15 protein-coding genes are annotated in these 18,716 nt (G+C 73.4%); 5 read left to right on the top strand and 10 right to left on the bottom strand.

Features of this window, described 5'->3' with window-relative positions; genetic code table 11:
- Positions 1-3: 3 nt before the first annotated feature.
- Genes IF23_RS0113250 through IF23_RS0113240 form a run of 3 tightly spaced genes read right to left on the bottom strand, consistent with a single transcriptional unit; the run spans position 4 to position 4,618 of the window.
- Positions 4-945 carry a hydroxymethylglutaryl-CoA lyase gene (locus tag IF23_RS0113250; protein WP_030283200.1) on the bottom strand — a complete coding sequence of 314 codons (942 nt, stop codon included), beginning with the start codon at positions 943-945 and terminating at the stop codon, positions 4-6.
- Positions 942-2,951 carry an ATP-binding protein gene (locus IF23_RS0113245; protein ID WP_037678087.1) on the bottom strand — a complete coding sequence of 670 codons (2,010 nt, stop codon included), beginning with the start codon at positions 2,949-2,951 and terminating at the stop codon, positions 942-944. Before IF23_RS0113245 ends, IF23_RS0113250 begins: the two co-directional genes overlap by 4 nt.
- A gap of 35 nt (positions 2,952-2,986) precedes the next feature.
- Positions 2,987-4,618 carry a carboxyl transferase domain-containing protein gene (locus IF23_RS0113240; protein WP_030283196.1) on the bottom strand — a complete coding sequence of 544 codons (1,632 nt, stop codon included), beginning with the start codon at positions 4,616-4,618 and terminating at the stop codon, positions 2,987-2,989.
- A gap of 123 nt (positions 4,619-4,741) precedes the next feature.
- Between IF23_RS0113240 and IF23_RS0113235 the strand changes: the two genes are divergently transcribed.
- The 3 genes from IF23_RS0113235 (at position 4,742) to IF23_RS0113225 (ending at position 7,665) form a co-directional block, all read left to right on the top strand.
- Entirely contained in the window at positions 4,742-5,389 is a 648-nt protein-coding gene (locus tag IF23_RS0113235; protein WP_030283194.1) for an SACE_7040 family transcriptional regulator, read from the top strand.
- A gap of 79 nt (positions 5,390-5,468) precedes the next feature.
- Complete coding sequence (locus tag IF23_RS0113230) at positions 5,469-6,626, top strand: acyl-CoA dehydrogenase family protein (protein ID WP_030283192.1); 1,158 nt, start codon at positions 5,469-5,471, stop codon at positions 6,624-6,626.
- A 109-nt stretch (positions 6,627-6,735) separates the two neighbouring features.
- A complete protein-coding gene (locus IF23_RS0113225) occupies positions 6,736-7,665 on the top strand; it encodes an acyl-CoA thioesterase (RefSeq protein WP_030283190.1) in 930 nt (309 codons plus the stop codon).
- Positions 7,666-7,723: 58 nt separating this feature from the next.
- Here the strand turns inward: IF23_RS0113225 and IF23_RS0113220 are convergent, their stop codons facing one another.
- The 3 genes from IF23_RS0113220 to IF23_RS34415 form a co-directional block, all read right to left on the bottom strand.
- Complete coding sequence (locus tag IF23_RS0113220; RefSeq protein ID WP_030283189.1) at positions 7,724-8,521, bottom strand: phosphatase; 798 nt, start codon at positions 8,519-8,521, stop codon at positions 7,724-7,726.
- A 63-nt stretch (positions 8,522-8,584) separates the two neighbouring features.
- A complete protein-coding gene (locus IF23_RS0113215) occupies positions 8,585-9,550 on the bottom strand; it encodes an alpha/beta hydrolase (RefSeq protein WP_030283186.1) in 966 nt (321 codons plus the stop codon).
- A 32-nt stretch (positions 9,551-9,582) separates the two neighbouring features.
- Entirely contained in the window at positions 9,583-10,155 is a 573-nt protein-coding gene (locus IF23_RS34415) for a TetR/AcrR family transcriptional regulator (RefSeq protein ID WP_169750001.1), read from the bottom strand.
- Positions 10,156-10,474: 319 nt separating this feature from the next.
- Here IF23_RS34415 and speB point away from each other — a divergent pair, with 319 nt between their 5' ends.
- Entirely contained in the window at positions 10,475-11,452 is a 978-nt protein-coding gene (gene speB, locus IF23_RS0113205) for an agmatinase (protein ID WP_030283182.1), read from the top strand.
- A gap of 82 nt (positions 11,453-11,534) precedes the next feature.
- Here the strand turns inward: speB and IF23_RS0113200 are convergent, their stop codons facing one another.
- Genes IF23_RS0113200 through IF23_RS0113190 form a run of 3 tightly spaced genes read right to left on the bottom strand, consistent with a single transcriptional unit; the run spans position 11,535 to position 15,374 of the window.
- Positions 11,535-12,305, bottom strand: coding sequence for a TetR/AcrR family transcriptional regulator (locus IF23_RS0113200; protein ID WP_078653951.1), 771 nt, complete (start codon positions 12,303-12,305; stop codon positions 11,535-11,537).
- Positions 12,302-14,587: a YhgE/Pip domain-containing protein gene (locus IF23_RS0113195; protein ID WP_030283178.1), complete on the bottom strand. Its 2,286-nt coding sequence runs from the start codon at positions 14,585-14,587 to the stop codon at positions 12,302-12,304. The genes IF23_RS0113200 and IF23_RS0113195 overlap by 4 nt, the downstream gene beginning before the upstream one ends.
- On the bottom strand, positions 14,559-15,374 hold the full coding sequence (locus tag IF23_RS0113190) for an ATP-binding cassette domain-containing protein (RefSeq protein ID WP_030283176.1): 816 nt from the start codon (positions 15,372-15,374) through the stop codon (positions 14,559-14,561). Before IF23_RS0113190 ends, IF23_RS0113195 begins: the two co-directional genes overlap by 29 nt.
- A 216-nt stretch (positions 15,375-15,590) precedes the next feature.
- Here IF23_RS0113190 and IF23_RS0113185 point away from each other — a divergent pair, with 216 nt between their 5' ends.
- Positions 15,591-18,413: a discoidin domain-containing protein gene (locus IF23_RS0113185; RefSeq protein ID WP_051739549.1), complete on the top strand. Its 2,823-nt coding sequence runs from the start codon at positions 15,591-15,593 to the stop codon at positions 18,411-18,413.
- Between the two features lie 76 nt (positions 18,414-18,489).
- Here IF23_RS0113185 and IF23_RS34020 read toward each other — a convergent pair whose 3' ends face one another.
- Entirely contained in the window at positions 18,490-18,657 is a 168-nt protein-coding gene (locus IF23_RS34020; RefSeq protein ID WP_157848010.1) for a hypothetical protein, read from the bottom strand.
- Positions 18,658-18,716: the final 59 nt, after the last annotated feature.

Raw genomic sequence — 18,716 nt, 5'->3', positions numbered from 1 at the left:
GTGTCACTCCTTGTGGGAGAGGGCGCGGACGGTACGGGACGGGCTCGGCCGTCCGAGGGCTTCGGCCATCCACACGCTGGTGGCGGTGAGGGCGGTGAGGTCGACGCCGGTGTCGATGCCGAGGCCGTGCAGCATCCACACGAGGTCCTCGGTGGCGAGGTTGCCGGTGGCGGACTTCGCGTACGGGCAGCCGCCGAGGCCGCCCGCCGAGGCGTCCACGGTGGTGACGCCGTGCTCCAGCGCCGCCAGGGTGTTGGCCAGCGCCTGTCCGTAGGTGTCGTGGAAGTGCACGCCGATCCGGTCGGTCGGCACGTCCGCGCCGTTCAGGGCGGTCAGCAGCGCCCGGACGTGGCCGGGGGTGGCGACGCCGATGGTGTCGCCCAGGCTGAGCTCGTCGCACCCCATGTCGAGCAGCGCCCGGCAGACCCGCACCACCTGCGGGAGCGGCACCGGGCCCTCCCAGGGGTCGCCGAAGCACATCGACAGATAGCCGCGGACCCGCACCCCGGCCTCCTTGGACCGCGCCACGACCGGCGCGAACATCGCCAGCGCCTCGTCGACGGTGCGGTTGAGGTTGGCCTGGGCGAACGACTCGGTGGCGCTGGCGAAGACCGCGACCGACCGGGCGCCGAGCGCCAGCGCCCGGTCCAGCCCGCGGTCGTTGGGGACCAGCACCGGCAGCATCGCCGCGTCCAGATCGCCGAGCCTGCCGAACAGCTCCTCGGCGTCGGCGAGCTGCGGCACCCAGCGCGGGTGGACGAAGCTGGTCGCCTCGACGACGGGCAGCCCGGCGGCGGCCAGCCGGTGCACGAACTCCGCCTTGACCTCGGTCGGCACCACCGTCTTCTCGTTCTGCAGGCCGTCGCGGGCGCCGACCTCGTGGATCCGTACGCGCGCGGGCAGTCCCTGCGCGGACACCGTCATGGGAAGTCCGGAAGCGGTCATCGCGTCTGCTCCTCCTCGCCGTCGGCCGGGGGCTCCTCGTCGTGCGGGTCGACCACGGCCAGCACCTGGTCCATGGCGACGGTTGCGCCGGGGGTGACGTCCAGCGCGGTGACGGTCCCGGCGTGCGGCGCGGCGATGACGTGCTCCATCTTCATCGCCTCGACCACCAGCAGCCCCTGGCCCGCCCGCACCTCCTCGCCGACGGCGACCTTGACGACGGTGACGGTGCCGGGCATCGGCGCGGTCAGCGCGTCGGCGCCGTGCCCACCGGCCGCGCCGAGCAGCGCCGCCGCCACCGGGTCGTGGTCGGTGACGTGCCAGGAGTCGCCCTCGCGGCCCAGCCAGTCGCCCGCGCGGTGGAAGGTGTGCACCACACCGTCGACGGTGACCCGCACGGTGTCCGCCGTCACCTCGGCGCCGCCCGTGCCGGGCGCCACGTCCCGGGCGACCGGCTCCCGCCCGGGCAGCTTGAGCCAGTGCCGCACCGGCGCCGCCGCACCGCCCGGCCGGAAGCCGTTCGGTACGCCGAACGGGTCGCGCCAGCCGCCGTCCGCCGTCGGCTCCAGCGCCGCCTGCCGGACCGCCGCGGCCGCCGCGTACACCTCGTCCGGCACCCCGTCCGGCAGCAGCGTGGCGGCGTCCCGCTCGACCAGTCCGGTGTCCAGCTCGCCGGAGACCACGTCCGGGTGGGCCAGCAGCCGCCGCAGGAACCCGGCGTTGGTGGTGACCCCGAGCGTGACGGTCTCCGCGAGCGCGGCCCGCAGGGTGCGCAGCGCCGTCGCCCGGTCCGGGCCGTACGCGATGACCTTGGAGAGCATCGGGTCGTACCGGCTGCCGACCTCTGCGTCCTGGAGGAGGCCGGAGTCGGTGCGGACCGGGCCGCCCTGGGGCTCGCGCAGCAGGTGGACGGTGCCGCCGGTGGGCAGGAAGTCGCGGGCCGGGTCCTCGGCGCAGATCCGGGCCTCGACGGCGTGCCCGGCGAAGCCGATGTCGTCCTGGGTGAAGGGGAGTTCCTCGCCCGCGGCGATGCGCAGCTGCCAGGCGACGAGGTCGAGGCCGCGCTCCTGGCCGATGCTCACGGTCAGCTCGGTGACCGGGTGCTCGACCTGGAGGCGGGTGTTCATCTCCATGAAGTAGTGGGCCGAGGGGTCCTTGCCGGGGACGATGAACTCGACGGTCCCGGCGCCGCGGTAGCCGCAGGAGCGGGCCGCGCGGACCGCCGCCTCGCCCATCGCGGCGCGGGTCGCCTCGTCCAGCAGCACCGACGGCGCCTCCTCGATCACCTTCTGGTGGCGCCGCTGGAGGGAGCACTCGCGCTCGCCGAGGTGGACGACGTTGCCGTGGGCGTCGGCGAGGATCTGGATCTCGATGTGCCGGGGCCGGTCGATCCACCGCTCGACCAGCAGCGTGTCGTCCCCGAAGGAGCCGCGGGCCTCGCGGCGGGCGGCGGCGATCTCCTCGTCGAGCAGCGCGGCGTCCCGTACCAGCCGCATCCCCTTGCCGCCGCCGCCCGCCGACGGCTTGAGCAGTACGGGCATGCCGATCTCGCGGGCGGCGGCGGCAAGTTCCGCGTCGGTCAGCCCGCTGCCGGAGGAGCCGGGGACGACCGGCACCCCGGCCGCCCGGACCGTCTCCTTGGCGCGGATCTTGTCGCCCATCAGCTCGATGGCGGCGGCGGACGGGCCGAGGAAGACCAGCCCGGCGTCGGCGCAGGCGGCGGCGAACGCGGCGTTCTCGGCGAGGAAGCCGTAGCCGGGGTGGACCGCCTGCGCGCCGGTGCGGGCCGCCGCCTCCAGCAGCCGTTCGGCGGAGAGATAGCTCTCGGCGGCGGGCGCGGGGCCGATCCGGACGGCGGTGTCGGCCTCCCGGACGTGCCGGGCCCCGGCGTCCGCGTCGCTGAAGACGGCGACGGAACGGATGCCGAGGGCGCGCAGGGTGCGGATGACGCGGACCGCGATCTCGCCGCGGTTGGCGACCAGCACGGTGTCGAACATGGTGGTGGGCATGGCCTTCGAAGTCCCTCTCGTGTGCGGCACGTCGCTCACATCCGGAAGACGCCGTAGCCGGGCGCCGCGGCGTCCCGGGCGGGCAGCGGGGCATTGGCGCAGGCGGTCAGCGCCAGCCCCAGCACCTGGCGGGTCTCCAGCGGGTCGATGACGCCGTCGTCCCACAGCCGGGCGCTCGCGTAGTAGGCGTTGCCCTGGGTCTCGTACTGCGCGCGGATCGGGTCCTTGAAGGCGTCCTCGGCCTCCGCGCTCCACTCCTCGCCGCGCCCCGCCAGCTGATCGCGCTTGACGGTCGCGAGGACCGAGGCGGCCTGCTCGCCGCCCATCACCGAGATCTTGGCGTTCGGCCACATCCACAGGAAGCGCGGCGAGTAGGCCCGCCCGCACATCGAGTAGTTCCCGGCGCCGTACGAACCGCCGATGACGACGGTCAGCTTGGGCACCCGGGTGCAGGCGACGGCGGTGACCATCTTGGCGCCGTGCTTGGCGATGCCCCCGGCCTCGTACTGCCGCCCGACCATGAAGCCGGAGATGTTCTGGAGGAAGACCAGCGGGATGCCGCGCTGGTCGCACAGCTCGATGAAGTGGGCGCCCTTCTGGGCGGACTCGGAGAAGAGGATGCCGTTGTTGGCGACGATCCCGACCGGGTGCCCGTGCAGCCGGGCGAAGCCGGTGACCAGCGTCTGCCCGTACTCCGCCTTGAACTCCGCGAACCGCGAACCGTCGACGAGCCGGGCGATGACCTCGCGTACGTCGTAGGGCGTCCGGGAGTCGGTGGGCACCATGCCGTACAGCCCGGCCGGATCGGCCTTCGGCTCCTCGACCGGCCGCACCGACCAGGGCAGCGGCGGGCGGTCGCCGAGCGTGCCGACGAGGGTGCGGACGATCCGCAGGGCGTGCGCGTCGTCCTCGGCGAGATGGTCGGTGACGCCGGAGGTCTTGGCGTGCACCTCGCCGCCGCCCAGCTCCTCGGCGGTGACGACCTCACCGGTGGCCGCCTTCACCAGCGGCGGGCCGCCGAGGAAGATCGTGCCCTGGTTCCGCACGATCACCGCCTCGTCGCTCATCGCCGGGACGTAGGCGCCGCCGGCGGTGCAGGAGCCGAGGACCGCGGCGATCTGCGGGATCCCGGCGCCGGACATCCGCGCCTGGTTGTAGAAGATCCGCCCGAAGTGCTCGCGGTCGGGGAAGACCTCGTCCTGCATCGGCAGGAACGCGCCGCCGGAGTCGACGAGGTACAGGCACGGCAGCCGGTTCTCCAGCGCGATCTCCTGCGCCCGCAGATGCTTCTTGACCGTCATCGGGTAGTACGTGCCGCCCTTGACGGTGGCGTCGTTGGCGACGATCAGCGTCTCGCGGCCGGAGACCCGGCCGATCCCGGCGATCACCCCGGCGGCCGGTGCGGCGCCGTCGTACATCCCGTCGGCGGCCAGCGGCGCGATCTCCAGGAACGGTGAGCCGGGGTCCAGCAGGGTGTCGACCCGCTCCCGGGGCAGCAGCTTGCCGCGGGCGGTGTGCCGGGCCCGGGCGCGCTCGCCGCCGCCCAGCCGGGCCGCCGCCAGCTTCTCCCGCAGCTCGGCGGTGAGCGCGCGGTGCGCGGCCTCGTTGGCCCGCCAGGAGTCGGACGCCGGGTCGGCGGCGCTCCCCAGCACCGGTGCCTGCTCCATCAGTACGCGCTCCCTTGTTCGGTCGCCGCGGTCCGTCCGCCGGGACGGAGGTGCGGTTAATGGCCGTTAACGTCGCTCCGTTCAGGTTAACGACCACTAACCCGACTGTCTACAATTGCGTCCATGAGTAATGCGCCCGCCCCCGCCCCGACCAGCCGCCGCGAGCAGATCCTCAAGGAGGCGGCCCGGCTCTTCGCCGAGCGCGGCTTCCACGGCGTCGGCGTCGACGAGATAGGGGCCGCGGTCGGTATCTCCGGCCCCGGGCTCTACCGCCACTTCGCGGGCAAGGACGCGATGCTCGCCGAACTGCTGGTCGGCATCAGCGAGCGGCTGCTGGACGGCGGCCGGATGCGGATCGCCGAGGGCGGCGAGAGCCCCGGGGCGGTGCTGGACGCGCTGATCGACGGCCATATCGACTTCGCGCTGGACGACCGCCCGCTGATCACCGTCCACGACCGGGAGCTGGACCGGCTGCGCGAGGCCGACCGCAAGCGGGTGCGGCGCCTCCAGCGCGAGTATGTCGAGCTGTGGGTGACGGTCGTCCGCGAGGTGCACCCGGAGCCGTCCGAGGCGGAGGCGCGCGCCGCCGTGCACGCGGTCTTCGGCCTGCTCAACTCCACCCCGCACCTGGGCCGCCCCGGCGCGCTGCCGGGCCGCACCGACATGGCCCACCTGCTGCGGCGGCTGGCGCTCGGGGCGTTCGGCGCGATGGCGGACGGTGCCGAAGAGGCCGGTGGGGCGGGCGGTGCCGCGCCTGCGTCCGGAGCGTGACCCCTCTCTGGACAGGGTGCAAACCGGCCGGTAGCTTTCGCTGAGCAAGCGCTTAGGTAGCGATCCGGAGGAGGCGGCCGTGCGTCGCACAGTGTTCAACGAGGACCACGAGGCGTTCCGCGAGACGATCCGCGCCTTCATCGAGGCCGAGGTCGTACCGGTCTACGACCGGTGGATCGAGGCCGGAGCCGCCCCCCGCGACTTCTACCGCAAACTCGGTGAGCTGGGCGTCTTCGGGATCGAGGTCCCCGAGGAGTACGGCGGCGCCGGGGAGACCAGCTTCAAGTTCAACGCCGTGATCACCGAGGAGTGCGCCCGCGCCGGTGTCAGCTTCGGCGGCTCCAGCGTCCACACCGCGCTCTGCCTGCCCTACCTCCTCGCGTACGCCACCGAGGAGCAGAAGCGGCGCTGGCTGCCGCCGTTCGTCTCCGGCGACATGATGACCGCCATCGCCATGACCGAGCCCGGCACCGGCTCCGACCTGGCCGGGATGAAGACCACCGCCAAGCTCTCCGCCGACGGCAGCCACTACGTCCTCAACGGCGCCAAGACCTTCATCACCGGCGGCGTCCTCGCCGACCGCGTCATCGTCTGCGCCCGCACCGCGCCCCCGACGCCCGAGGACCGCCGCGCCGGTATCACCCTCCTCGTCGTCGACACCACCTCCGAGGGCTACGCCGTCGGCCGCAAGCTCGACAAGCTCGGCCTGAAGACCTCCGACACCGCCGAACTCTCCTTCACCGACGTCAAGGTGCCCGTCGCCGACCGCCTCGGCGAGGAGGGCAGGGCCTTCTCCTACCTCGGCCAGAACCTCCCGCAGGAGCGCCTGGGCATCGCCGTCGGCGCCTACGCCCAGGCCGCGGCGGCGGTGCGGTTCGCCAAGGAGTACGTGCAGCAGCGCGAGGTCTTCGGCAAGTCCGTCGCCTCCTTCCAGAACACCAAGTTCGTCCTCGCCGACTGCAAGTCCGAGGTCGACGCGATGGAGGCGGTCGTCGACCGCGCCCTCGACGCGCACGACGCCGGGGAGCTGACCGCCGCCGACGCCGCCTCCGCCAAGCTCTTCACCACCGAGCGCGCCGCCGTCGTCATCGACAAGTGCCTCCAGCTGCACGGCGGTTACGGCTACATGCAGGAGTACCCGATCTCCCGCCTCTACGCCGACACCCGCGTCAGCCGCATCTACGGCGGCACCAGCGAGGTCATGCGCTCCATCATCGCCAAGTCGATGGGCCTGTGACCGCGGCGCCTCCCGCGCACCTTGGAGACGGCGTACGGACCCGGCACCCGGTCTCCCCGGGGACCGGGTCCGTACGCCGTACCGCACCCGACCGAAAGCGCCGCATGCCGTGAACGACGCCCTCAAGGATCTGCTCACCCTGCTCGACCTGGAGCGGATCGAGCAGGACATCTTCCGCGGCGCCAGCCGGGATTCGCTGGTCCCCCGCGTCTTCGGCGGACAGGTCGCCGCCCAGGCGCTGGTCGCGGCGGGCCGCACCGTCCCCGCCGACCGGCCCCCGCACTCCCTGCACGCCTACTTCCTGCGGCCCGGCGACCCGGGCGCACCGATCGTCTACACCGTCGACCGGATCCGCGACGGCCGCTCCTTCACCACCCGCCGGGTCGTCGCCGTCCAGCACGGCCAGCCGATCTTCCATCTGTCGGCCTCCTTCCAGGTCCACGAGGAGGGGCTGGAGCACCAGGAGCCGATGCCGAAGGCGCCCGACCCGCTGTCGCTGCCGACCGCCGCCGAGACGCTGCCCCGCCACGCCGGGCACTTCGCCGACCCGGACGTCACCCGGCGGCTGCTGCGCGCCCGCGCCGCCATCGACCTGCGCTACGTCGACGCGCCCCCGTACGCGACACCGGGGGAGCCACGCGAACCCCGCTCCCAGGTGTGGTTCCGCACCAACGGGTCGCTGGACCACCTGCCGGTCGCCACCGGCTGCGGCGCCCCCGCCGACGACGCCCCGACGGCCCGCCCGCTGCTCGACATCTGCCTGGTCACCTATGTCTCGGACATGACCCTGCTGGACTCGGTGCTGCTGGCGCACGGCCGCGGCGGCTGGGCGGTCGGCGACGTGGTCGGCGCCAGCCTGGACCACGCCATGTGGTTCCACCGCCCGCTGCGCGCCGACGACTGGCTCCTCTACGACCAGGAGTCGCCCACCGCCCAGGGCGGCCGCGGGCTGGGCCGGGGCCGGATCTTCACCGCCGACGGGGAGTTGGTGGTCTCCGTCATCCAGGAGGGCGTGATCCGGGTACCGCACGGCCGGTGACGGGCGCCCGGCCCGGTGCCGCCGCCCGGCCCGGTGCCGCCGCCCGGCCCGGTGCCGTTCAGAGCAGTCCGGCGGCGTTGAGGAGGTAGGCGGTCAGCGGGTCGTAGTGGCGCGGGCTGCGCACATGGTCGTCCAGCGGGACGGTGACCCGCAGCGTGCCCTCGGCCTCGGCGAGGAAGAGCGCCGGGTCGTTGCAGTCGGCGAAGCCCACCGCGTCGATGCCGCGCTGTGCGGCGCACCCGGCCCAGCCGTGGTCGGCCATCACCAGGTCGGGCAGCGGGCGACCGGCCCGCTCCAGCCCGTCCAAGGCCGCGGCCATCGGCGCGGGGGAGTGGGTGTGCCAGAGCGTCGCCCCGCGCTCCAACATCGCCACCTCGCCGAACTGGAACACCATGCCGTCGTCGGCCCGGAGCCCGTCCGGCACCACGACGATCTCGCAGCCGTGGGCCCGCAGCGCCTCCGCGGTGGCCCGGTGGACGTCCAGCAGTCCGCCCGGGTGCCCGGTGGCGAACAGCACCCGCTGCCGCCCGGTGGCCGCCTTGTGCAGCACCGCCGCCGCCCGGTCCAGCGCGTCCACCGTCAGCTCGGGGTCGATGGTGTCCTGCCCGCTGCGGTGGTGCGGATCGTCGTTCACCCCGCACCGCTCCGCCATCACGGCCAGCACGTCCTGCTCGTCCGTCCACCGGTCGCCCAGCTCCAGCCCGAACCAGTAGTGGCGGTCACCGTTGGCGAGGCGGCGGTAGTGGGAGAGGTTGTTCTCCCGGGGCGTGGCGACGTCACCGGCGATCCGGGTCCGTACGAGATGGTCGACGAGTTCGGCGCGGGTGGGGACGGCGTCCACGGTGGGTATCGGCATGGCGCCATTGTGCCCGCCGCGGCCGTCACGGGCCGGGAGTCCGGGGTTCCGGGCTCCGGGGCGTCAGGCGGTGTGCTCCGTGACGAAGTCCGCGATGGCGTCCTGCATCTGCGTCAGCCCCGGCTCTTCGAGCGGGTAGTGACCGGCGCCGTCGAGCAGGACGGTGTCCACCGGGACCCGTGTGATGCGGGACAGCAGCGGCGTGCTCAGGTGGAGCGGGCTCCAGCGGTCCTCGGCGGGCTGGGTCAGCAGCACCGGGCAGGCGTCGAACTCCTCCGGCTCGACGGCGGGGGCGTAGTGGAGGTAGCGGTCGAGGAAGCGGACGCCGACCCGGTTCGCGGCCGAGGTGCGGTCCTTCATGAAGACCTTCATCGCCGCCCGGTCGTTGGCCAGCGCCGACATCTTCCCGGCCAGGCTCATCGGGTACCGCACCGCGGCCGCCGGGGTCTTCGCGAGCAGGCCCATGAGCGGGGCGCCGACGCGTGCGGTCAGCGGGTCGTGCGAGGTCTGCGCGCGGACCCGCCGGTCACGCTGGTCGAGGAAGGTCATCCCGACGATGCCGCGCAGCGTGCCGCGGGGCGCCTTCGCGGCGACGTGGTACGTGAGCATGCCGCCCGCGCTCAGCCCGTACAGCACGATCGGCCGGTCGTCCCGGGACTGCTCGAAGGCGAGGAAGTCCACGACGAGATCGACCCAGTCGTCGTACGACGGTGTGGTCCCGGGCCGGACCCGGGTGAGGCCGTAGCCGAGGTTGTCCAGGGCGACGGTCTCGAAGCCGCGGGCGGCGAGCGGGGCGCCCAGGATCAGCGACATCTGACGGCCGTTGGTGCCCACCCCGTGGTGCAGGACGACCTTCGCCTTCGCGGCGGGGTCGCGGTAGCGGTCGAGGTGGACGCGGTGCCCGCGCCAGTCCCAGAACTCCTCCTCGGGCGCGGTCGCGTCGGTCAGCCGCAGCCGCTCGGGCAGGAACTGCTGGAGGTCGCGCCAGGCCCGCTGGTCGCGGTAGGAGGCGGGGAGGGGGTGGCTCATGAGGGTGCCTTTCGCCGGTGGCCTGGCGGTGCTCAGGCCGGGGAGGGGGCGGGGCCGTCGAGCGCCCCGCGGGTGATCAGCCGTACGCCGGTGCGCAGTTCACGGCGGACGGCGTCGGGGTCGCGCAGATCGTCCTCCAGCCCCCGGGTGAAGGTGAGCAGCACGGCGGCCGCCTGCCGCGCGGCGTCCGGGACGACCTCGGCCAGCGCCGCCGCCAGCAACTCGGCCAGCCCGTCGGTGTAGTCGGTGACCAGGTCGGGAGCCTGGGCGGTGGCGGCGGTCAGGAGTTCCTGGGCGTGCGCCGGGCTGTCGTGCCAGAGCCGGATGGCGACCTCCAGCTTCGCGGTCAGCACGCCGAGCACCTTCTCCTCGGGCGTTCCCGCGGCCGCTGCCGCCTCCCGCGCCCCGGCGGCCGCCTGCTCCAGCGCGGCCCGGACGACCTTGACGATCGCCTCCTCCTTGCTCCCGACGTACTTGTAGACCGTCGGGCGCGACATCTGCGCCTCTTCGACGATGTCGGAGACCGTGGTGCGCCGGTACCCGTTGCGACAGAAGCAGCGGTAGGCGGCGTGCAGCACGAGCTGGGAGGAGGGAACCTTTGCCATGGCTACGAATTTAACAGGGGAGTGGAAAAGTGTAAAGCGGGAGGTTTCTGGATTCTGGGGGGAGAGGGGGAGGTGGGTGCGGGGTGCGCAGGCTGTCCGGGCAGGGCCGGGGGCCCGGTGCGGCTGCCTCGTGGGGCGCGTCGTCCGGGGCGGCCGTCCCGGGGGCGGGCATTCCGAGGCGCCCGCGCCGCCCGTGGTTCCGGCCCGTCCGGTCCGCGCCGCCCGTGGCCCTCCGGCTGGCCGTTCCGTCGAACGCCCTCCGGTCGACTCACGTAAATGTCCATCCCCAGGGGGCGCGGCGCTCCCTACCCTCACCCTCATGACCACCGCATCCGCCGCCCCGTCCGGCCCCGTCGGCCCCACCGACTCCTCCCGCGTCCCGCGCTACGCCGGGCCCGCGACCTTCGCCCGTCTGCCCCGCCTCGACCAGGTCCCCGCCGCCGATGTCGCGGTGGTCGGTGTGCCCTTCGACACCGGCGTCTCGTACCGGCCCGGCGCCCGGTTCGGCGGCAACGCGATCCGGGAGGCGTCGCGGCTGCTGCGCCCGTACAACCCGGCGCAGGACGCGTCCCCCTTCGCGCTGGCGCAGGTCGCGGACGCCGGTGACATCGCCGCCAACCCGTTCAACATCAACGAGGCGGTCGAGACGATCGAGGGCGCGGCGGACGATCTGCTCGCCACCGGCGCCCGCATGATGACGCTCGGCGGTGACCACACCATCGCGCTGCCGCTGCTCCGCTCCGTAGCGAAGAAGCACGGCCCGGTCGCGCTGCTCCACTTCGACGCGCACCTCGACACCTGGGACACCTACTTCGGCGCCGAGTACACCCACGGCACGCCGTTCCGCCGCGCCGTCGAGGAGGGCATCCTCGACACCTCCGCCCTCTCCCACGTCGGCACCCGCGGCCCGCTCTACGGCAAGCAGGACCTCACCGACGACGAGAAGATGGGCTTCGGCATCGTCACCTCCGCCGATGTGATGCGGCGCGGCGTCGACGAGATCGCCGACCAGCTCCGCCAGCGCATCGGCGACCGCCCGCTCTACATCTCCATCGACATCGACGTCCTGGACCCGGCGCACGCCCCGGGCACCGGCACGCCCGAGGCCGGGGGGCTCACCAGCCGCGAACTCCTGGAGATCCTGCGGGGTCTGGCCTCCTGCCACCTCGTCTCCGCCGATCTGGTCGAGGTCGCCCCGGCCTACGACCATGCGGAGATCACGTCGGTGGCCGCCTCCCACACGGCGTACGAACTCACCACGATCATGGCCCGGCAGATCGCGGCCTCCCGCGGCTGACGCGGCGGCACCGGAGCCTGCGGGCGGCGACCGTTGGGGGGTCGCCGCCCGCTTCCCTGCGCCCTGGGCCGCGCCCCCGTGGCTACGCCGAGGCGGTGTGCCCGGTGGTACGCGGTGACCGCGACCGGCGGGCCGGGCGGGGTGCGCGGGGCGCGGCGGCCGGGGGAGTCGCGGCCGGGGGCGGGGTGGCCGTGCCGCCGATGCGGCCCTGGAGCAGCCGGGACAGCGAGGCGTGGACGTCGTCGACCGTGCGGTGGGGCTGGAAGGACTGCCAGTCGAGGGCGGCCACCAGGACCATGCCTATCAGGGCGGACGAGGTGAGCGGGACGTCGATCTCCTCGCTCAGCTCACCGGCGTCGACCGCGTCCCGCAGCACGGACTCGACGACGGCCATCGCGCGGCCGCGCACCGACCGCAGGGTGGCGCGCCAGCTGCGGTTGGTGCGCCACAGCTCGGCGACGTACAGCTGGGTGAGCGAGGGGGCACCGGCGATGAACTCCAGCCCGGCGCGGATCATCGCGTCCACGGCGTCGATATGGGTGCCGCCGCGCGCCGTCACCTCGTCGGCGGCCCGGCGCAGGGAGGCGGCGAGCAGCTCGATGCCGTCCCGCAGCAACTCCTCGAAGAGGACGTTCTTGCTGGTGAAGTTGTAGTAGACGGTGCCCTTCGCGACACCGGCACGCTCGGCGATCTCGTCCACCGTGGTGGCGGAGAAACCCTGCTCGGCGATGAGCGTGACGGCGGCTTCGAAGAGCTTGCGGCGGGTGCTCTCCCGCCGGGCGGCCCGGGAACCCGCCGCGGGGGCGGTGCCGCTGACGGCACCGCCCCTACGGCTCGTGGACGGGGTGGTCACAGGCTGAGTTCCGGGTGGAGGTCCTTCATCCGGACGACCTGCCGGCCCCGCGCGGTCAGCGCGGTCAGCGCCAGTGAGGCGACGGTGAAGACTGCCAGCACGATGCTGCCCTGCGTGACGATCGAGAGGTCGCCGCCGGTGATCAGACGACGCAGACCGTCGACGACGTAGCTCATCGGCAGGAACGGGTGGATCGCCGCGAAGAAACCGGGGCTGGTCTGCACCGGGTAGGTGCCGCCCGCCGAGGTCAGCTGGAGCATCAGGATGACCAGGGTGAGCACCCGTCCCGCCGGTCCGAAGACCGCGCTCAGCAGCTGGATCAGGGCGGTGAAGCACGCCGTCGCCAGCAGCAGGTAACCGATCGTGGCGCTCGCCCGGGCCATCTCCAGACCGAGGCCCCAGTGGAGCACGGCCATCAGCGCCAGCACCTGGACCACGCCGATGGCGAAGGCCGGGAGCCAGGAGCCGAGGGCTATCCGCCAGCCCGGCGCACCGGCGGCGAGCGCCCGCTTGCCCAGCGGCTGGAGCAGCATGAAGGCGACCATCGCGCCGACCCACAGGGACAGCGGGATGAAGTACGGGGCGAGGCCCGTGCCGTAGTTGGGCGCCTTGTGCATCGACTTGGCGGCCAGCTCGACCGGGTCGGCCATGACCTCGGTCCGCGCGTCGCGCGCGCTCTTGTCGTAGTCCGGGATCTTGGCGACGCCGCTGTTCAGGCCGCTGGCCAGCTGGTTGGAGCCGTCCTTCAGCTTGTAGAGCCCGCCGTTGAGCGAGATCGCGCCGTCCTTGAGCTTGCCCAGGCCACCCGCCAGCTGGTCGGTGCCGTTCTTGGCCTCACCGATGCCGTTGTGGACCTGGCCCGCGCCGTCGGCGAGGTCACCCGCGCCGTCGGCCAGCTTGCCGCTGCCGTCGGCCAGCTTCCCGCTGCCGTCGGAGAGCGCGCCCAGCCCGGTGGCGAACCGGTCGGCACCGTCGGCCACCTTGTGCGCCCCGGCGTTCAACTGGGCGACCTGCGCGAGCTGGTCGTCGGCGTGCGCGGTCAGCTCGGGCACCTGCTCGGCGACCATCACCGCGCCCTCGTGGATCTCGCGGAGCTTGGCGCGCTGGGCGTCGATGTCGAGCCGGAAGATGTCGCCCTTGACGTCCTTCGTCGACTTCACCGTGTCGTCGGCCTTGGCGACGGCCTCCTTGAGGTCCGGGCAGGCGACGCCGGAGGCACCGGCCGTGCACTGCTTGCGGTAGGCCGCTGCCGTCCTGTCGGCCGCCTCCTGCGCATCGGACACGCTGGTCTCGGAGGTGTTCGGCAGCCGCCCCAGGGCGTGGTCGAGGGTCTCGGTGAGGTCGGCGACGAACTGCGCCCCCCTGGCGATCTCCTCGCTGTGCTTCTTGAGGTAGGGGAGGTCCTTCTTGGCGAGCCCGTTGAGCTTCGTGGCGAGCTGCTGGGTGCCGTCGGCGACCTGCCCGGCGCCCTCGCTCAGCTCCTTGGCCTTGGCCTGCGCCTGGCCGATGCCGGAGTGCAGGTCCGAGGCGCCCTTGCCGAGCTGACCGGCCTTGTCGTGCAGGGTGTCCGCACCGTCGCTGACCTTGCCCGCGCCCTGGTCGAGCTGGCCGAGGCCGCCGGACAGCTTGCCGGTGCTCTCCTCGGCGGTGCCGAGCCCGTCGGCGAGCTTGCCCGCGCCCTCCTTGGCGTCGTGCAGACCGTCGTCCAGCTTTCCGGCGCCGTCGGCGGCCTTCTGCGTCTGGTCGTGGAGGTCGGAGAAGGAGACGAAGATCTTGTCGAGGAACTGCCGCGACGACTTCGCCGACGTCTTCGCCCGGATCTCCGAGAACACCGTCTTGGAGATCGAGCCGACGATGTAGTTGTTGGCGTCGTTCGTACGGACCTGGAGCGCGCCGGTCTGCGGGGAGTCGCCGCCGCTGGACGCGATGCGCTCGCTGAAGTTCGAGGGGATGGTCAGCGACAGGTAGTACCTGCCGTCCTCCAGGCCCTTCGACGCCTCACCGGAGCCGACTTCCTGCCAGTCGAAGGTGTCGCTGTCGCGGACGCTCTTGACGAGCTGGGAGCCCGCGTCGAGGTGCTTGCCGTCGGCCGTGGCGCCCTTGTCGTCGTTGACGAGGGCGACCGGGATCTTGTCCAGGCGGCTGTAGGGGTCCCAGAAGGAACAGAGGTAGAGCGCTCCGTAGAGCAGGGGGATCAGCGTGAGGGCGATGATGCCGAGCCGGGGGAGCTTGCCCCGGCCGAAACGCCTCAGCTCAAGCGCGGCCAGTTTCGGCGAACGCATGCGCTGTTTCCTCCTCGTCGGTGTCGGCCGGGCCCTGCGGACCGGCGGTGGTCGTGGCATCGGTGGTGGTGCGCGGCGCGGCCGCGGCACCGGAGTCCGTACGGACGATCAGTGCGTCCTCGGGGGCGTCGCCGGCGACCGCCACGACGGTGGTGCCCGCCGCCGACAGCTCGCGCAACAGCCCCCAGATCTGTTCCCGTTCCTCCGCGGAGAGCTTGAGGTCGACGTCGTCGACGGCGAGCAGATGCGGGGCGTGCAGCATGCCGAGCGCCAGGGAGAGCCGCAGCGCCTCCAGGCGTTCGAGGTCGCGGACGGTGGTGTTCAGTCCCTTCGGCAGGGTCTCGGGGTCCAGGCCGACGGCCGCCAGCGCGGCCTCGATCCGGGCCCGGCGCTCCTCCCGGTGACGGCGGCCGAAGGAGAGCCCGCCGAGCGGGGAGCCCTTCAGCCGACGCACCAACAGGGCCTGCTCCTTGAGGTGTTCGCCGACGGTGAGGGCCGGTTCCAGGTCGGCGATGCCCGGTACGTGGGCGACCGCCGTCCGGCCGCGCACCGCGCCCATCCGCTTCGGCAGCGGGAAGCCCGCGACCGTGGCCTGGCCCTCGGCGAGCCGCATCCGGCCGGTGAGGGCGAGCAGGAGGCAGGTACGGCCGGAGCCCGAGGGGCCCTGCAGCGCGATCAGTGCGCCCGGCTCCGCGGAGATGTCGACACCTCTGAAGGCCCATCCGCGCGGTCCTTTGACGCCGATCCCCTTGGCGATGACCGCCGCCCCTTGACGGGTGGTGTCCACTGCCCCTCCTTTGATCTGACTGGTCAGTCTAAAAGTTTGCCGCATCGATCGCCGCTTGACCAATCGGCCCCCTGTCAAATGCCCGATTTCGGTGCGCTCGACGGCGCGACGTGCTTAAGGTCACCCCTGACGTCGCAAGGACGCCGCGATTTCCCCCAGGAAGCGGCCCGCGCCGGGCAGTTGCGGATCCGGGCCGCACACGGACGACGGAGAGCGATGAATCAGACGGCACGGCATCCGGCGTATCCACCATCTCCCGAGCGCCCCCGGACGGCCCGCCCGGCCGCCCGCCCCCGCAAGCTGCTCGCCCCCCTCGTCGCGGTGGCCCTCCTCGCGGGCGCGGCCCCCGCCTCGGCCGCGGCGCCGCCCCTCGCCACCACCCCCGGCGCCGCCTCGGCCCCCGGCCCCGCCCGGGGCGGACCGTGTGGCAACGGCCCCGGCTGGACCGCGAGTTCGACCCGTATCGACCCCGAGGACAGCCACCACGCCTATGTCGGCAACGGCTACCTCGGCCAACGCGTCCCGCCCAACGGCACCGGATATGCCGCCCCCGGCGGCGCCACCGGCTGGCCGCTGAAGACCCCGGCCTACGACGGCTCGTTCGTCTCCGGGCTCTACGCCAAGGGCCCCGCGAACGTCGAGGGACGGCAGGCCGTCGCGGCGATCCCCACCTGGACCACGCTCGACGTGACCACCGGCGGACCGGGCGCCGAGACCTACTCCTCCGCCACCCCCGCCGCCCGTATCTCCCACTACCGCCAGACCCTCGACCTGCGCTGCGGCTTCGTCCGCACCTCCTTGACCTGGACCACCGCCGACGGCTGCGCCACCGACCTCGTCTACGACGTCCTCGCCGACCGGACCGACGCCCACGTCGGCGCCGTACGCCTGCGGATGACACCGCACTGGAGCGGCGCCGCGACCGTCACCGATGTGCTCGACGGGCGCGGCGCCCGCCGGATGAAGGCCACCGGGACCGCCTCCGCCGACGGCACCATGGACGTCGCCTTCCGCACCGACGGCACGGACACCGACGGCGCCGTCGCCTCCACGCTGCGCCCCGGACCGGGGATCCACGCCCGCCCGGAACGGCGGCCCGCCCGCGCCTCCGGGCTGACCAACCGGCAGCACGTCACCTTCCCCGTCCGCAGCGGCCACGGCTACGAACTGACCAAATATCTCGGCGTCGACACCGCCCTGACCTCCCGCTCGCCCCGCGCCGCCGCCCGCACCGCCTCGCTGCGCGCCGCCGGGCGCGGCTGGCCGTCGCTCTTCGCCCGGCACACCGCCGCCTGGCGCTCCCTGTGGCGCAGCGACATCGAGGTCGCCGGGCGGCCCGAGTTGCAGTCCTGGATCCGCTCGGCGCAGTACGGACTGCTCTCCGCCACCCGCGCCGGGAACCGCAACAGCATCGGCCCCACCGGCCTGACCAGCGACAACTATGCGGGCGAGATCTTCTGGGACGCCGAGACCTGGATGTACCCGGGCCTGCTGGCGAGCCATCCCGCGCTCGCCCGGTCGATCGTCGACTACCGCTACCGGACCCGCGCGGGCGCCCGCGCCAACGCCCGCAAGCTCGGCTACGACGGGCTGTTCTACTCCTGGACCAGCGGCGGCAAGGGCGACCTGTGGACCGAATGCCACAGCTGGGACCCGCCGCACTGCCGCACCCAGAACCACCTCATGGGCGACATCTCCCTCGCCACCTGGCAGTACTACCTCGCCACCAAGGACACCGCCTGGCTGCGCTCGCGCGGCTGGCCGGTGCTCAAGGGCATCGCGGAGTTCTGGGCCTCGCGCGTCACCCGTAACGCGGACGGCAGCTACTCCGTCAAGAACGTCGCCGGGCCCGACGAGTACAGCAACGGCGTCGACGACGGTGTCTTCACCAACGCGGGCGCCGCCACCGCGCTGCGGCACGCCCTGCGCGTCGCCGCCGTCCTCGGCGAACCGGCCCCCGCCGCCTGGCGGACCGTCGCCGACAAGCTGCGTATCCCCTACGACTCGGAGCACAAGGTCTTCGCGCAGTACGCCGGGTACCGGGGCACCACCATCAAACAGGCCGACACGGTGCTGCTGATGTACCCCTTGGAATGGCCGATGACGACGGAGCAGGCGGCGGACACACTCGACTACTACGCGGCCCGCACCGACCCGGACGGCCCGGCGATGACCGACTCCGTCCACGCCATCGACGCCGCCGCCCTCGGCGAACCCGGCTGCGCCGCCTACACCTACCTGCTGCGCTCCATCAAGCCCTTCGTCCGCGGGCCGTTCGCGCAGTTCTCCGAGGCGCGCGGCGACAAGGCGGGGGCCGAGGACCCGCTCGCCGGACAGCCCGCGCAGGACTTCCTCACCGGCAAGGGCGGCTTCCTGCAGACCTTCACCCACGGCCTGACCGGCCTGCGGCTGCGGGAGAACGCCGTCCACCTCGACCCGATGCTGCCGCCGCAGCTCTCCCGCGGCGTCACCCTGCGCGGGCTGCGCTGGCAGGGCCGCACCTACGACGTGGCGATCGGCGCGCACCGCACCCACGTCCGGCTGACCGCGGGCGCGCCCCTGCCGGTCGAGACCCCGCAGGGCGTCGAGACGGCCCGCGCGGGGCGGCCCGTCGTCCTCACCACCCGGCGCCCCGACCTCACCCCCACGGACAACGCCGCCCGCTGCACCCCCGCGAGGGCGACGTCCGAGGAGCCCGGGATGTACGCGGGCGCCGCCGTGGACGGCAACGCCACCACCGCATGGGTGCCCGACGCCGCCGACGGCACACTCACCGTCGACCTCGGCCGCACCGTGACCGTCGGGCAGATCACCCCGCACTGGAACGCGACGAAGCCGGTCTCCTACGCCGTGCAGGTCTCGCGGGACGGCCGCCACTGGACCGGCACCGGCTACGCGGGCCGCACCCCGGCGCGGTACGTCCGCGTCACGGTCCACGGCGATCCGCGGCCGAACCCCGACGGCACGCCGAAGAAGCGCCCGGGCATCACCGAACTGACGGTGGACGGAGCCACCGGCACCGGCGGCACCCGGAACTGATCCGCACCGCCCCCGACACCCCCGGCGGCGGCCGGGCCGCACCTCGGCGCCCGGCCGCCGCCGCACGCCGTCCCGGTCACGGTCGGCCGGATATCGCGCCCTCCGCGCCGTCGGCCGGGCCGCCGCCGCGCCCGTGCACACAGCGGAAGACGTCGAGGAGGAGGCCGAAGGAGGTGACACCGCACCGCACCGGCGGAGCGGACGCGGGGCAGGAGGGGCCGAGTACGCGAATCTGTGTTCTCATGTCACTCAGCGTGACGGAAGTCCGGCTCGGGCGCCATCGGGGACATCCCGGAGATCGCC

This window comes from Streptomyces catenulae, assembly GCF_000718015.1.
GTDB lineage: Bacteria > Actinomycetota > Actinomycetes > Streptomycetales > Streptomycetaceae > Streptomyces > Streptomyces catenulae.
Note: the sequence above shows the minus strand (reverse complement) of the source record. Positions and strands in the feature narration are given on the sequence as shown.

What these genes read in the sequence shown, in the direction of transcription:
- IF23_RS34415 (WP_169750001.1), bottom strand. Translation starts at nt 10,155, where the DNA reads ATGGCAAAGGTTCCCTCCTCCCAGCTCGTGCTGCACGCCGCCTACCGC.
- IF23_RS0113195 (WP_030283178.1), bottom strand. Translation starts at nt 14,587, where the DNA reads ATGCGTTCGCCGAAACTGGCCGCGCTTGAGCTGAGGCGTTTCGGCCGG.
- IF23_RS0113240 (WP_030283196.1), bottom strand. Translation starts at nt 4,618, where the DNA reads ATGGAGCAGGCACCGGTGCTGGGGAGCGCCGCCGACCCGGCGTCCGAC.
- IF23_RS0113185 (WP_051739549.1), top strand. Translation starts at nt 15,591, where the DNA reads ATGAATCAGACGGCACGGCATCCGGCGTATCCACCATCTCCCGAGCGC.
- IF23_RS34020 (WP_157848010.1), bottom strand. Translation starts at nt 18,657, where the DNA reads ATGAGAACACAGATTCGCGTACTCGGCCCCTCCTGCCCCGCGTCCGCT.
- IF23_RS0113215 (WP_030283186.1), bottom strand. Translation starts at nt 9,550, where the DNA reads ATGAGCCACCCCCTCCCCGCCTCCTACCGCGACCAGCGGGCCTGGCGC.
- IF23_RS0113250 (WP_030283200.1), bottom strand. Translation starts at nt 945, where the DNA reads ATGACCGCTTCCGGACTTCCCATGACGGTGTCCGCGCAGGGACTGCCC.
- IF23_RS0113235 (WP_030283194.1), top strand. Translation starts at nt 4,742, where the DNA reads ATGAGTAATGCGCCCGCCCCCGCCCCGACCAGCCGCCGCGAGCAGATC.
- speB (WP_030283182.1), top strand. Translation starts at nt 10,475, where the DNA reads ATGACCACCGCATCCGCCGCCCCGTCCGGCCCCGTCGGCCCCACCGAC.
- IF23_RS0113220 (WP_030283189.1), bottom strand. Translation starts at nt 8,521, where the DNA reads ATGCCGATACCCACCGTGGACGCCGTCCCCACCCGCGCCGAACTCGTC.
- IF23_RS0113245 (WP_037678087.1), bottom strand. Translation starts at nt 2,951, where the DNA reads ATGCCCACCACCATGTTCGACACCGTGCTGGTCGCCAACCGCGGCGAG.